This window comes from Clostridium nigeriense (assembly GCF_050585245.1).
GTDB classification, from domain to species: Bacteria; Bacillota; Clostridia; order Clostridiales; family Clostridiaceae; genus Clostridium; species Clostridium nigeriense_A.
Window position 1 is genome coordinate 66,751 of record NZ_JBNOOF010000005.1, and the last position, 16,134, is coordinate 82,884.

General features: G+C 27.1%; 13 protein-coding genes. All 13 read right to left on the minus strand.

Going from position 1 to position 16,134, the window contains the following annotated elements:
- Window positions 1-11 precede the first annotated feature (11 nt).
- A complete protein-coding gene (locus tag ACQPUY_RS09580; RefSeq protein WP_430841155.1) occupies window positions 12-869 on the minus strand; it encodes a tagatose bisphosphate family class II aldolase in 858 nt (285 codons plus the stop codon).
- Between the two features lie 170 nt (window positions 870-1,039).
- Window positions 1,040-1,777, minus strand: coding sequence for a MurR/RpiR family transcriptional regulator (locus ACQPUY_RS09585; protein WP_430841156.1), 738 nt, complete (start codon window positions 1,775-1,777; stop codon window positions 1,040-1,042).
- 238 nt (window positions 1,778-2,015) lie between these two features.
- Window positions 2,016-6,068 carry a beta-L-arabinofuranosidase domain-containing protein gene (locus tag ACQPUY_RS09590; RefSeq protein ID WP_430840963.1) on the minus strand — a complete coding sequence of 1,351 codons (4,053 nt, stop codon included), beginning with the start codon at window positions 6,066-6,068 and terminating at the stop codon, window positions 2,016-2,018.
- 626 nt (window positions 6,069-6,694) lie between these two features.
- A complete protein-coding gene (locus tag ACQPUY_RS09595) occupies window positions 6,695-7,819 on the minus strand; it encodes a DEAD/DEAH box helicase (protein WP_430840965.1) in 1,125 nt (374 codons plus the stop codon).
- A gap of 221 nt (window positions 7,820-8,040) precedes the next feature.
- A complete protein-coding gene (gene recA / locus ACQPUY_RS09600) occupies window positions 8,041-9,072 on the minus strand; it encodes a recombinase RecA (protein WP_430841157.1) in 1,032 nt (343 codons plus the stop codon).
- A gap of 25 nt (window positions 9,073-9,097) precedes the next feature.
- Window positions 9,098-9,592, minus strand: a complete 495-nt coding sequence (locus tag ACQPUY_RS09605) for a CarD family transcriptional regulator (protein ID WP_430840967.1) — start codon at window positions 9,590-9,592, stop codon at window positions 9,098-9,100.
- Between the two features lie 313 nt (window positions 9,593-9,905).
- On the minus strand, window positions 9,906-11,129 hold the full coding sequence (locus ACQPUY_RS09610; protein ID WP_430840969.1) for a radical SAM/SPASM domain-containing protein: 1,224 nt from the start codon (window positions 11,127-11,129) through the stop codon (window positions 9,906-9,908).
- Window positions 11,119-11,991 carry a class I SAM-dependent methyltransferase gene (locus tag ACQPUY_RS09615; RefSeq protein ID WP_430840971.1) on the minus strand — a complete coding sequence of 291 codons (873 nt, stop codon included), beginning with the start codon at window positions 11,989-11,991 and terminating at the stop codon, window positions 11,119-11,121. The genes ACQPUY_RS09610 and ACQPUY_RS09615 overlap by 11 nt, the downstream gene beginning before the upstream one ends.
- A 16-nt stretch (window positions 11,992-12,007) precedes the next feature.
- On the minus strand, window positions 12,008-12,580 hold the full coding sequence (locus ACQPUY_RS09620; protein ID WP_430840973.1) for a class I SAM-dependent methyltransferase: 573 nt from the start codon (window positions 12,578-12,580) through the stop codon (window positions 12,008-12,010).
- 156 nt (window positions 12,581-12,736) lie between these two features.
- The gene (locus ACQPUY_RS09625) at window positions 12,737-13,330 is read right to left on the minus strand and encodes a hypothetical protein (RefSeq protein WP_430840975.1); all 594 of its coding nucleotides are present in this window, start codon (window positions 13,328-13,330) and stop codon (window positions 12,737-12,739) included.
- Window positions 13,331-13,516: 186 nt separating this feature from the next.
- Complete coding sequence (locus ACQPUY_RS09630) at window positions 13,517-13,711, minus strand: hypothetical protein (RefSeq protein WP_430840977.1); 195 nt, start codon at window positions 13,709-13,711, stop codon at window positions 13,517-13,519.
- A 255-nt stretch (window positions 13,712-13,966) separates the two neighbouring features.
- Window positions 13,967-15,037, minus strand: coding sequence for an ABC transporter permease (locus tag ACQPUY_RS09635; RefSeq protein WP_430840978.1), 1,071 nt, complete (start codon window positions 15,035-15,037; stop codon window positions 13,967-13,969).
- Complete coding sequence (locus ACQPUY_RS09640) at window positions 15,028-16,122, minus strand: ABC transporter permease (protein WP_430840979.1); 1,095 nt, start codon at window positions 16,120-16,122, stop codon at window positions 15,028-15,030. Before ACQPUY_RS09640 ends, ACQPUY_RS09635 begins: the two co-directional genes overlap by 10 nt.
- Window positions 16,123-16,134 lie beyond the last annotated feature (12 nt).

Genomic DNA, 16,134 nt, shown 5'->3' on the forward strand with positions numbered 1-16,134 from the left:
CCCCCTTTTTATTAAGCTTTATCCTTACTTCCACAAACCATTATTTTGTGTGCAACTACTTTCTTCATAGCTTCTTTTCCTGGTGTCATATATTTTCTTGGATCATTAGCACTAGGATTTTCTATAAAGTATTTCTTTACTGCATCTGAAAATGGTATCTTTAAATCAGTCGCTACATTTACTTTACATATTCCAAGAGATATTGCTTTTTTAACTAATTCATCTGGTACATCTGATGCTCCATGTAATACTAATGGTACATCTACTACATCTCTTATTTCCTTTAATCTATCTAAATCTAATTTTGCTTCTCCATGATATAATCCATGTGCTGTTCCAATTGCTACTGCTAATGAATCTATTCCTGTTCTTTCTACATATTCCTTTGCTTGCTTTGGATTAGTATACTTACTATCTTTTTCATCTACTACTAAGTCATCTTCTTGTCCACCTAATCTACCAAGTTCAGCTTCTACTGTTGCATCATATTTATGTGCATATTCAACTACCTTCTTAACTGTTTCTATATTTTCTTCAAAAGGTGCATGAGATGCATCTATCATTGTTGATTTAAATCCTAAATCAACGAAGTGTTTTATTTCATCTATTACCTCAAAATGATCTAAGTGTATTGCAATTGGAATGTTATATTTTTCAGCTGCTGCTTCTGCCATTGCTACTATAAATTCTCCTCCTGCATATTCAATAGTTGATGGAGTTCCTGCAAGTATTACTGGTGATTTTAGTTCTGCTGCTGTTTCTACAACTACCTCTAATGTTTCTAAGTTATGAATGTTAAAGGCTGGTACTGCATATCCCTCTCTTTGAGCTTTTTTTAGCATTTCTCTTGTTGATAATATTTTCATAATATCCCTCCCAATCTCTTAATATAATTAAATTTTATCATCATTCAAAAGAAAATGTTTTCAGATATATTTATATCTTTTCTAATATTTATATTACATTTTAGCTATTTTACTTACTTTCAAATAAAAATATATTCTGAAAATCAAATTTGATCGATTTTCAGAATATATTTTCATATTATTAAATAATCTATTATTGCTCTCGATATAATATATAATGGTAATCTTGATGTTACTTCAAACTCTTTAATGGATGTCCTAGACTGCTTGTATCCAACAATAATCACATCTGAGTATTCTTCTAAAATACTTTTTCTTACACAACAACATGTAACTACCTTTGCCCCAGAATTTTTAGCACTTTTAACAGATTCTAATATTTCTTTTGTTTCAGCTCTTAAAGAAAAAGCAATAACTAAATCTTCTTTTTCTATAGTTTTACATATTTTCATCATTATATTAGGATCTACAATTAAAAATGTATTGTATCCTAAAAGCTGAAGTTTTAAATTAAACTCTTCTGCTACTAATTCTGTAAGCCCTCTAGCTAATATATAAATACGCTTAGATTTTTTAATAATTTTAACTATATTTAAAACATTTTCTACGGATATATTTTCAATAGTTTTTGTTACTTCTATTAAAGATTTTCCCAATATTTCATTAACCTTTTTTGAATCATAATTATGTTCTTCTTTAGAGGAAACTTTGTACCTTAACTCTGAAAAACCATCAAGTCCACATTTTTTTATTGTTCTCGATACAGTTGCAGGAGAGGTAAATGATTCTTCTGCTACATCTACTATAGACATTCTGGATAATTTATCTTCATTATTATTAATATAATTCACTACAGATTTTTCTGCAGGTGTCAACTTTTCAATAATATTATTATTAACTTCTATTATCATTTTATCACCTTCATTATAAATATAATTATAATTAGCCACATTACTATATCAAAAATATTCCTCATATTTTTTCGCTATAGTTTTCTTGAATTTTTATTATAAATCATGTAATTATTATATCATATTTCCAAATATACCACTTAAAAACACACAAAAAAGGATGTAGTATATTTGTTTTACACAAATTTTCCTACATCCTTGTTTAATTTATTATTGTAATTTGTTAATAAATATAATTCTATTTATTTTTATTAACTAGCTTTTTTATTCTACCTGTTTTCATTAAGAATATGCCTAATCCTACTATTACTATTGATCCTAATAATAGTAATAAAGAATTTCTTCCACCAGTATTAGGTAAAAAATTATTATCTGTAGTACTGGAATTATCATTATTAGTACTTGAATTATTATCATTAATTGCAGACTTTTTAACTAACTTATCTATCTTTTCTATAAGATCTTCTAAAGCATTATCTACCTCAGATTGAGTTGCATATTGATTATCTAATATGACTTTTGTATTATCTAATGATTTTTTAAATTCTTTAAAACTTTCCTCTGTATAATCTTTTTCAGCATAGTCTTTTACCTCATCATATTTAGATTGTAATAAGGATTTATCAACTCCTTCTTTTATTGGTTTCTTAACTAACTTATCTACCTTTTCTATAAGGTATTCTAAAGCATTATCTACTTCAGATTGAGTTGCATATTGGTTATCTAATATGACTTTTGTATTATTTAATGCTTCTTTAAATTCTTTAAAACTTTCCTCTGTATAATCTTTTTCAGCATAATCTTTTACCTCATCATATCTAGATTGCAATAAATCCTTATTTACTTTTGGTAAATCACTTGTTCCTAACATATTTATTTTAAAATAAGTATGATATTCAAAATTATAAGCACTATACATTGGTACAAAATTTAAATTGTTAGATTCAATTGAAACTATATTGTTTTCATCAATATTAGTTACCTTAATTAACGATTCTAAATTTGGATCTAATGTCAATTCTAAAAAGTTTTTATCTGAACTTTTAGCTACCATCACTAATGGGCCATACATAACAGATGCAACTGTTTTACCATCTAACTTATCATGTGTTTTATCTAAATGAATAGAATATGGCATATTAACTTCAACTGTATCTCCATCTTTCCAAACTCTATCTATAGAAACATATGAACTTGCATCGGCACCATTGATTACTTCTTCTCCATTTACTTTTACAGTAAATCCATTAGTTGCCCAATATGGTACGCGTAATTTCAATTCAAATTCCCCATTACCATTAATAGTCATCTTAGAAGTATCTGATGGAAATTCATTCTCTTGATTAATAATTACACCTTTTTCTTTCCAATCTAAAGTAGTTGGCATGTATAAATTTACATATAATGTATTATTATCTTCTGATGTATAATATGAAGCCTCCTGATACTTAACATGGTTTTCCATTCCTGTACCATGGCAACATGTAAAACTATCATAATCGTCTCCATAACCTTTTTTAGCGCCAGGTCCTATTGGTAACATATAAGTAGTTCCATTATGCATATATTCATAGGTTTCTTGATTTTGAGATGCTATTATTTGATTTATTAATGTTCTTTCATAGTAATCCATATACTTAGCATCATCGGGATTATATACATATAAATCCTTTGTTAGTTTTAACATGTTATAAGCAGCACAAGTTTCACAATTTTTATCGCTATCGATATTATTTGCTAACATATATGGCTCCTTGAACATTTCGCCTCTACCAACTCCCCCAATAGAGTACGCATATCTATCTATAACCATATTCCAAAAATTCTCTGCTACATTATAGTAATATATATCACCAGTTGCTTCATACTCTTTAATAGCTCCAACAATTTGTGGGATATGTTGATTAGCATGACGTCCACTTATATCATCAACATTCACACTTAAATTATCAAAAAACTTCTTATTATCAAACATTTTTGCAGCCTCTAAATATTTATCATCACCTGTTATTTGATATAATGTTGCTAATGATTCGTTCATTCCGCCATATTCGCCAGCAATATACATACTCCACATTTTTTCACGCTGCTCTTGTGTACATGCACTTAACCTATCATATATCCAACTACCTAAATATTTTGCAGTTTCTAAGGCTTCTTCATTTCCACCATAAGTATAACAGTCTAAATATCCCGCCATCAATTTATGCAAAGTATAGTATGGTGCCCATATTGTGGCATATGGTGTATATTCCTCTAACAATGCAAATTGATCTGGTGAATATGCACTTATGAATCCATATCCCCATTCATTTGGATCAGTACTCCAACTACTTTGTGCTGTGCCTTTAGTTTGAAAATCTGCTGCATTTCCTTGAGATAGTAGTTGAAGCTTCCTCATTTCAGATATCATATAATCCATTTTATCTTTTAACTCTTCATCACCAGTAGAAGCATATGCAAGTGCTAATGCTGACATATAATGTCCAGTTGAATGCCCTCTTAAAAGTCCTGTCGGCTCATCCCATCCACCAAGTGGTTTCACTCCCTTAGTATCTTGACCAAATGTCTTTCTAAAATTATATAACATTCTATCTGAATCTAATAACTTTAAATATTCTATCGTCCTTTCCATATTCTGAGTTAATATATTATCCCCATCTAAGGAAATATTGCTTAAATCAAAATTTAAAGAAATTGCCTCTGGCGCATTCTTAGAGTCCTCAACAACTGTAATTATAGCTTTAGAAATAGCATCACTATCTATTACAGTTCCTTCTATCTCAAAAGTTCCAATGGTATTATACAACTCTTTTTCAATATAACTTGGCCATCTTACTTCCAAACTATCCATTTCTCCATTGTTATAAGTAACATTCACTTTTGAAGGTAATGTTGGGGATTGTCCCTTTGTAGTAGTTACTTCAACTATATCTACATCTACTATTGCAGGTAAATAATATTGTGGTAAAATTGTAATCTTAAAGTCTCTACTAGAAGTACTTTCACCCGCTGTTGCAGTAGCTGTTAATCTAACTTCTACTTCTTCATTCCCCATCTCAGGTCTTTTTATAGTTCCATCATTTTTTAAATATTTTTCATCTGAGGATATCCAACTAATTTGTGAACCCCATTCCCCATTTGTAGGAAGATTAAGATTTTCTGTAATTGAATCAACCTTACCTAAGTTTATTTTATCTAAGTCATGTTTAACAATTTCCTCATTACTTGGAAGTGCTATTACAGTTAAATAAAAATCCTTTGATTTAACGACATCATTATATGATGCTGTTGCTGTTAGCTTAACAACTACATCACCAATTTCTGAACTTGGACGCTTTACCTCTCCATTAGAGGTTATAACATACTCATTATCTGAATTCCATGTGAAAGTAGCACCTGATGAGCCTTTATTGGGCAAGGAAATATTTTCTTTAACAGCAGAAACATCACCTAAATCAATTGAATTTAAATCACCAATGACTCGTTCTTCATCACTAACATTAAATAATGATGCTACCTCTTCACTGCTCATTGAATAATTATATATACGAAAATCTGCGACCTGCATCTTTGTTGGTGAATCAGCAAATTGTCCTTTACCAATATAATTTTGAGTAGTGTTTCCTAAATCTGATAAACTTGTATTTGAATTTTCTCTTCTTCCAATTAGCTTACCATCCTCATATAAAGATAATTCTCCTGATTCTCCATCAAAGGTTACTGTTGTTAGTATCCATTTATTTAATTCTAAAGGTACTCCTTTTTGTACAGTTTGTTCTTTGCTCCATCCCCCATTTGTTATAGCCGTTGCGTAGCCAGTAGCTCCTTCATTATATCCATCTGTCAATAAATACATATAGGATGATGTATCATTTCCCAAATCCCATATTCGTTGGTATCCAGAATTAGTCTCCATATTAACCCAACAGCTGATTGTAACACTATTAATAACCTCATTATTCTCTAATAAGGTATTTCCTGATGGCAACTCTAAATATCCTCCATCTGCTCCGCCTGGTAAAGATAATGCTTTCTTTTTTTCACCATAAATTTCTACATCTACAATTTCACTTCCGCCATTCTGATAGTTTCTTATTACGCCAGCCTTACCATTTCCAGTTTTATCTGGAATAATTGTACTACTAACATCTTTAAAATCATAGTGAATTATCATTTTATCATCTGTATTTTCCTTAGTTTTAGCTATAGTTGATACAGTTGGAAATATCATTGAAGTTGCCATTGTTAATGCTAAGCAAATTGAGAAAAATTTTTTTTGATTTCTCATTATTAAGTCTCCCCTTTCTTAATTAGCTTATATATTTTTATTAATTTGTGAGTAAAATTTCTTACAATATTAAATTTAAATTTCATCTAGCTTTTCTAAAATTACTATTGTAAAGTAAGATATAAATCTTTAATTCTCCCCCCTATTTTTAAATCTAAATCTTACTTTTAATAAAAAAGATACATTTAATACTAATTAATTACAAAATTTTAACTCTACTTTTCTAAAAATTTTCCCACATTTAAAATATATCTATTATAAAATAGTATTTATGATATTTTTAAATAACTTATAGCTTTCAAAATATCAATAGTATAAATTTACGATTAGTACCTATTTCACAGTTTATTAAATCGTTTACTTTTAATTTAATATTTATAAATTATCTTTACTCCTATGAAATCATTATACAATTTCATATTAACACTTTTAAATTTTATTGTATTTATAATAAAAGAAACTATGTTTTAATTTTCTGTACAATCAAAATTATAAAAATATATATGTGGACCTAACTTGTAATAATAACTTTTTTTAATTTTCGCATTAAAGAAACCAGCACTTAAATTGCTGGTTTTACTATTAAAGTATAAACGCTAAATTATCTTAGCTTACTTTTCATTTTATTATTCTATGTTTCCTTTATAAAGATGCTTCTCTTGAATATTAATTTTAAAGTTCTTTTCATGCATCTTTATTATTTTTTCTTCTTTTTCATTAACTAAGGAAAATACATCACCTGTTTCTCCTGCTCTTCCAACTCTTCCTGCTCTATGTAAATAGTCATTAGGATCTTCAGGTATATCTAAGTTAACCACATGAGTTACCCCTTTTATATCTAATCCTCTAGCTGCTACATCAGACGCAATTAATATTTGAATATTACCTTTTCTAAAGTCTTCTAAAGCTTTTTTTCTATCTTCCATTTTATTATTACCACCAATAGCTGCTACTTTTATCTTATTTGCTGTAAGATTTTCAACTGTTGTATTTGTAGTATAAACATCATTATTAAATACTAAAATTTTTTCTGCCTTTGTTGCATGTATAAGCTTTCTTAAGGTTTCAATTTTCTTTCTACTATCAGTTTTTATATAATTATGATTTATGTTTTCATTAACCTTATTATTTTTAACTGATATAATATTTACATTTTCAGTTAAGCTCTTAGCAATATCTAAAGTCTTGCCAGTTAAAGTAGCAGAAAACATCATAACTTGAGTTTGTTTTTGAGTAGCTTTTATTATGTCCTTTACAACTGGAAGATTATTTTTATCTAAAAGCTTATCTACTTCATCAATTATAATAGTTTTTATAGTATGGGCTGATACTTTCTTTTTACGTATTAATTCTAATATCCTCCCAGCAGAACCAACTATAATATGAGGTTTTGATTTTAAGCTATCTATTTGTCTTTTAATATTTGCACTACCTATTAAAGATGTAGATGTAATATCTAAAGTAGATACTTTTTTTAATTCATTAATTGTATTATTTATTTGTATAGCTAACTCATGAGTTGGAGCTAATATTATGCATTGCATTTCTTTTTTAGTTGTATCAATTTTTTCTATTGTAGGTAAAAGGTAAGCTAAAGTTTTACCAGTCCCTGTTTCAGATTGTCCAATTAAATTTTTTCCAGTAAGAGCTACAGGAATAATTTCTTTCTGTATTTCAGTAGGTTCCTGTATCCCCATAGTGTCTAATCCACTAATAATTTTTTCATTTATTTTAAGATCTTCAAATTTCATTCGTATATTACCTCTTTCATTAAACTAGTGATTATTAAACTTTAACAGTAGTATTAAAATTTGTCAAAATATATTGTATTCAATATATAAGAAGAAAATGTTACAAAAGTAACAATCTCAGAAATTAATATTAATAAAAGGAGGTTTATTCTACTTACGTAAAATAAACCTCCTTTTGCCCACAGCCATGCCACTGCTATTCGTGATCTTATTACATTATCTTATTTTGCAGCTTTAACTTTCCCTACTGTATTCTGCTTTACTAAGCCTAAATTATGTCTTTCTCTTATTGTATTTTCCACTTCAAGGGCTATATCTTTATTTTCTTTTAAATAAATCTTTGAATTTTCACGTCCTTGTCCTAATCTTATATCATTATAGGAAAACCATGAACCACTTTTATCTATTATCCCTTCATTTACTGCCATATCTAATAAGTTACCTTCCTTTGATATCCCTTCATTATACATAATATCAAATTCTACTTGCTTAAATGGTGGCGCCACTTTATTCTTTGTTACTTTTATTCTTGCTCTATTTCCTAATATATTTTCTCCAACTTTTATAGTATCAATTTTTCTTATATCTAACCTTACTGATGAATAAAATTTAAGTGCTCTTCCACCTGTTGTAGTTTCTGGACTACCAAACATAACCCCTATTTTTTCTCTTAATTGATTTATAAAAATTACAACGCATTTAGATTTATTGATGGATCCAGTAAGCTTTCTTAAGGCTTGAGACATTAATCTTGCTTGCAAGCCTATATGAGAATCTCCCATTCCTCCCTCTATTTCAGCCCTTGGAACTAAGGCTGCCACAGAATCAACAACAAGAACATCTATAGCATTTGATCTTACAAGTGCTTCTGTTATTTCTAATGCTTGCTCACCAGTATCTGGTTGGCTCACTATTAAATTATCAATATCAACGCCTAAATTCTTTGCATAAGATGGATCTAAAGCATGTTCTGCATCAATGAAAGCTGCTTCTCCTCCCATTTTTTGAGCCTCTGCAATTATATGCAATGCAATTGTAGTTTTTCCTGAAGATTCAGGCCCATATATTTCTATTATTCTTCCTCTTGGAACTCCACCAATTCCTAAAGCTATATCTAATGATAAACATCCTGTTGATATTGCTTCAATATCCATTATGGAATTTTCATCAAGCTTCATAATAGAACCTTTGCCAAATTGTTTTTCTATTTGCTTCATAACTGATTCTATTGCTATAAGTTTTTCTTTATTAATATCCAAATATTATCCCCTCAAATCTCTATATATTTACATAGCCACTTACTTTTTTTTCTATTTCATCTCTAGTTGTATCCAATAAAAATGCTAGTTCAGAAAAAAGTGTATTTTGAACTCCTAATAGCATTTTTTTATCTTTCTCATGGAATTTTTTCCCATTATTTTCTAAAGAATTTTTTTCTTTCATTAATGTATTTACTATTTTAGCAATTTCTGTACGGTTTCCTTGTTTTATAACTTCATTATATTTTTCAGACCTATCCTTATCTATATTTATCCATTCTGCTCCATCATCCTTAAAAGATTCTAATATTATTCCAGCCTCTTCTTTAGTTAAAAGTTCTAAAATAGATACCTTATCATTATCTACTGGAATACTTATACTTAATTTATTATCCTCCATAGGATGCAATATATAATAACTTTTTGTAACATAAGAAATTGTTTTTTCACATATATCATCAATTTTGCAAACTCCATGAGCTGAATAAAGAACTAAATCACCCTTCTTAAACATTTTATTTACCTCCTCGATTTTAAACTTTAATAATCTATAAATATTTTTATTATATACACCATCAGAAAACGTTTACCTATGCATATTTAAAAATACATATTTTTTTAAATAAAAATAATTTTATTTCTACATAATATTCTGACATAAAAAAAATTAAGGGATGTAAGCAATTCTTTTAATTTAAGTATTGCTTACCCCTCATCCTCTAATATTAAATATAATAAAATTATATATTAAATCTTTTCTTCTATTATAGCATACCCAATCACAAGAAAACAAATCATTAATTACTAAATTAAAATATTTTCCTATTTTAATTTTTCTTTCCTTTAAGTAATCTATAATATTTAGGTAATTCATTGCTATTACATTTCTCACAGTTTTTTGCATAACAATAAGCTTTTGCTTTTCCTAATTTCACATGCATATTATTCCATATATCTTTAACATCTTCTTTTAATAAATTCCCAAAAAATTCTGGAACAAAATCACAAGGCATAAAATTTCCTTCATTATCTATATATGAATGTTGTATTCCTGCTCCACACCCAAATTGATCTTTAGATTCTATATATGGAAATACTGATGTTTTAGGATATTCCTTATTATTATTTAATTCTATATGAAGATTAATTAACTCCTTCTTTTCATTTTCTGTAAATATTTCATTTGTATTTACTAATAACGAACCACAAGGTATTGGCTCTAAAATTCTAAGTTCATCGACTCCAATTTCCTTTAAGTATTTAGCAAGATTATATATCTCCTTTGTCTTTAACATTTCCTTTGTACATACAGTTTGAGCCATTGTATAAATTCCAACTTCCTTACAATTTTTTATTGCATTTATTGAATTATCGTAGGCTCCTATATATCCTCTTTTTTTATCATGATTTTCTTTATATAAACTATCTATACTTATTCCCACGCCAAAAAGTCCAGCTTTTTTTAGAGATTTAGCTTTTTCTAAACTTAAAGAATAACCATTAGAAAATAAAAATGAAATACTTCTATTATCTATATTAGCTATTATTTCTTCTAAGTCTTTTCTCAGAAGTGGCTCTCCCCCTGTGAATCCTATTATCCCAACACCTAAATCCTGAAGAGATTTTACTATTTTTTTTAATTCATCACTTGTCATTTCTTTTGATTTATCATTTTTAGCTTTTATAAACCTTTTTGCACTGCAATGCCAACAATTATACATACATCTATCTGTTACAGCAATATAGGTTGAAATTGGAGCTAATCTTTTTCCTATAGTGTGATTGTAAAAAAATTCTCCTTTTTCTCCTGGAACTGCATCTACAATACTTTTATAAGCATTACTATTTAATGGAGGAAGAAATGAATTAACAATAAAGTCCCCATTATGAATTATAAGCCTATCATTTTTTATTACATTCATACCACATTTTATAACATTTATAGGCTTGTAATCTTTACTTTCTTTGAATCTGTTATGAATATAAAATACATTTTTTCTTACATCTTTATTTAATATTGCTTTCATAATAGGAATTGTATTACTTATCATTTTTAAAAACCCCCCAAACATATTTATGAGTAATTGTTTTTATACCATTACTATTAAATAAATCTATCATATTATCTTTTACCTTATTAACTTCCATATTTACCATAGAATCAAATCCTGCTAAAGCTCCAGTAGATGTTACAAAGGTTGTTAATTCTTCTGAAGTATTAAACTCAAATATATGCTCTCCTGATTTTACCTTTTGCTTATAAAATTCATTTTTGACAAACCACTTTATAAAACTATTTTCACTTATAGGATTTGGTAATTCCTTCATTATCTTATCTACATTTCTATAACTTTTTAATACTAAACTAGGATAGATTTTTCTTACTTCTGGTAATGTACTTTTTAAATTTACTATTACAGCAAAATATCCATTTTTCTTTAATACTCTTGATACTTCTTTAATAATCTTCTTAGGATTCTGATATTTTATGGCCCAAGCACAAACTACTATATCAAAACTATTTTCACTACTAGATTTCAAAAATGAAAGCATATCTTTTTCAATGAAGTTAGCATTAAAATTACAGTTGACTTTTGCCTCATTTAGCATCCCCTTAGATATATCTACTAATGTAAATTTAACTTTTGAAAAATTATTATTTAAAAATCTACTATTAAAGCCTGTCCCACAAGCTAAATCAAGTATATTTATATCCTCATCTAAATTTCCAGTAGCATATTTTAAAGTAAGTTCCCTTAACATTTCTTCATTGTATTTATGCATTTCTTTTAAAAACACTTTATCATAGTTCTTACTTACTCTAGTATAAGATTTAGCTATATCACTTAAATCAGTAAATTTATTAGTTAAAAATAGCTTACATATCTTTGCTATACCATTTATATTTTCCATAGTAACCTCTCTATCTCTATTTATTCCCTAAATATATGTATTCGTAGTTAGATATCTTGCTTATTTCTCCATTTTTAAAATACCTATAAATTAATTCTTGCATTTCATCTATAGAAAGCATCTTTATTCTCTCAAAACAAAGAGTCTCAAAAATAAATATTAATTTGCCTATAAAACTCTTTTTATCAAACTCATAAATTAGAATTTTTCCATCTTTCTTTAATACTCTTTTACATTCTTTTAGTGTTTCTTCTTTTTTCATTATATGATGAAAAGAATCTCGCATTACAATTATATCTATAGAAGAATCTCTTAATTTAATATTATTAGAATATCCATTAATTATTTTTATTTCATTAGATTTTTCTTTTGCTATCTTAGTCATGTTTATTTCAGGATCTAGAATAGTTACTTTAGCTCCCAAAGATATAAGTTCTCTTGCTAATGTCCCTGTTCCTCCACCAATATCTAGAATTTCTAATCCAGAGATATTTTTTAAAATCCTTATTATTATTTCACTTTTGTCTAATCTAAACTTTTTCATAAATTTATCATATTGCTTACTATAATATTTAAATAAATAACTCATATATTCTCCTAAAACCCTTGTATCTTATATAATTATTTTATCAAAGATTTTTTACAAATTTTAAATATATTTCTTAATTTTTTCTAAAATTTATCAATCTTTAAAATAAAAGGACATCCTCTTTTTAATAAATTTAGAGGTTGTCCTTTGCTGCTATTAATTTTCTTTACCCATTGATATATACTTATTTATAGTACTTGTTATTTTTCTATTATGTATTCTATTTATAACATCCATATTCATATTTTCAGATGCATTTTTAAAACATGGTATATGTTCTATATCAGATTGAAATATCAGTTTAAATATAAACATATGTATTTCCTTTATCTCCTCAGTATTTAACCCCTTACACTCTTGAATAATTGATATCACTATTTCTTGAATATACTTTGATATTTTCCTATCATTTTCTAAAATTTCTTCTTCTGTATATTTAGTTTTTCTATCTTCCCTAAACTTTTCACATTTTAACATTTTTTCATGGAAATGAAAATTTTCCATAAACTTATATTTAACTTCTTCTAAGACCTTCTCCTCTCCCTTTTCTACTATTCTCTCTTGTAGAACATGGATATTATGAATATAAGGATAGAATACATCTTTTACATGATTTTCATGTAATCTTACTATATCCTCATTACTTAAGTTTTCTGTATATTTATGTGCTTCATCAAAAAGCTTTTTTATTTTATCTTCAATACTTTTCTTTACCTCATCAATACACTTTTCTCTTTTGATATCACTCATAAAAAATCCCCCATTTTTTAATATTACATTTACAATAATATACCATTAGTGAAAATTCTTCAAATTTTATTCATTAATAGGAGTAATGAATTCTTAACTTATTTTAGTTTTATAAATACTTAAATTTAAAAGTAATAATACCCTCTTTAACTTAAAAAGTGGTGAAATATTAAATTTCACCACTTTCTATTTATATAAATTATCTTCTATTATTTTATTTGCAAGGATACCTATATTTACTTCTCTAGTATCCATATAAACATCTATAATTCTATCTACAAGGGTAACTTCAACGTATTCTACTTGTTTTCCATCTTCATCTTTATAGGTTATTATATCATAAGTTATAATCTCATCTTTAAGTGCCTTCTTAGAAATCATATAAATCCTCCATAAGTTTAATTATTTATATTTTATCAAATACTATTAATTATGTCTATTTAATAGAAAAAACTCTAAACTCAAAATCAAATAGGCATAATAAAACCAGTTATAAAAAGATTACCCTGTAAATAACTTTCATAATTCCGAATAAAATGAGGAATTACTACATTCAGTTTAGAGGGAGATAAATATTATATGACGGTGACTTGGAGCGAAGGGACGGAACAAGGAATATAATATTTATCTCCTTTTTTATTCTTTTACATAATCTCTTAATCTAAAGCTTCCAGCTGTAAAGAAAACTGCTGACATTAAAACTATTACTATAATTGGTACTAAAATTTGTCCTTCATTAACTATCTTTCCTATCCATGAGAAAGGTGATATTATACTTAAATAGACTATAACCTGTGGTACATTTGTAAATTCATTTAGAACATTTCCAAGTATTCCAAGTCCAAATGATAATAACCCAAAGATAACTACTGCTAAACTAGCTATGGTTTGATTCTTTAACCATCTTGTAGCTACTATTATTATAGATGTAGTTATTAAACTACATAAGGTTATTGAAAGAATTCCTTGTCCTAAATTATAATTTTCTATATTAAATATTTTAATTGCTAAAAATAAAGTTATTACACTCATTATGCTTTGTATAATATAACTAGATAAATATAAAGATCCTAAAATAGTTTTATCAGAGTTTCCAGTTGCTATTGTTCTTTTTAAAACCTTTTGAGATTTAAGCCGAATTATATCATCTGTCAATATAGATCCACCTATCATCATAAAGTAGCATATCATAAGAACTGTCATATAAAAATCTGCATTATTATTTTCATACTTATCAACAATTACTGCTTCAACTGAATTTGTACTAAGACCTGTATTTATATTTTCTTCAAGTGATTTATTTATATTATCAGTAATTATATTTTCGGCTATAATTGATCCCATTCCTGATTCTACGCTATAACTCATTACTTTAGGTACATTACCACTATCTATAATAGTATCAAAATTTTCATCAAAAACATAGATAACAGCTATTTTCTTATCTCTTAAATTATCATAACTATCTTCTATATTTCCTTCTAAATTTTCTATTTCATATTGTTCAGATAAAGAATCTATTATTTCTTTTGAATATTTACTTGATGATTTATCTAATATTCCTATTTTTCCTAGAGAACTTCCACTGGAACTTGGTCCTACTACTCCAAATAAAACAATAATAGGAAGAAGTAATGTCATTAAAAAGACTGATGGATTTTTTAATGTTCTTCTTAAATTTATAATGGTTAATCTTATTAAGCGCATTTCCTTCCCTCCTTTGATAATGCTACCTTTATATTTGCAATTGCAAATAGTGCTAATGAAAGAAGTACTATAAATATTAAGTCTCTAATATTGCTGTTAAAATTTCCATTTAGGTTATATACATTGAATAGCTTTGTAATATAGTGAGTTGGAGCTAAAATCTTTAGGGCATTACCTTCTCCAGTAAAAGCCTCCATTCCTATTATAGGAAGTGTAAAAATTAATCCGCCAACAACCTTACCGTAAACCGGTCCAAATAGTTCATATACAAATTTACTCATAGAAACTATTAGCATAGCTGAAAGTAAAATCAATATAATTAGCGGAAATATACTTCCTGTAAAACTTATTCCTGAAAGTCTAAAGAAAAATACATATCCAGAAACTATAATTGCTGAATATATTAACATTGCAAAGGTATCATAGTAAAAATATTGAATTTTACTTATTGGTGTAGATGAAACCCTTCTATCAATATTTCTACTAACTTCAGCATAATTTGATTGAATAAGTGAAAATATTAGCATACTAATAACAAAGGCAATCATTGATGATGATAACACTTCATAACTATTAGAAGTTTTACTGACATTTATATTTACATTTTCAATTATAGATTTTCCAGTAATATTATTTAAAGCCTCTGTAGAACCGCCTGATAAACTTATATAAAGGCCTTGATGATACTTATCTAAAATAGTTTTTAGAGTGTTTGTTGAATTACTAAATCCATCTTCTAATTTATTTATACTAATTTCGTTCTTTTTTAAAGATACAACACTTTCTTCATATCCCTTTGGAATAACTATTTCTATATTTGCTTTCTCAGGATTTACTTCAATTAACTCTTTCATATCACTACTATTTAAAAAGGCAATCAGATTTTTAGACATATTACTATTATCATTATCAATTATTGATATTTTTAAAGTATTTAATTTTAGAGGATTTTCATGAAGTGAATTTTGGAAGAATCCCATAAAACCTGCAAGTAAAACAGGAAATAATATAAAATATATAACTGTAATAGCTGCATTTGATACCATACTTTTTAAAATAGTTTTTGTATAATAAAGTAATTTCATATAAGCCACCTC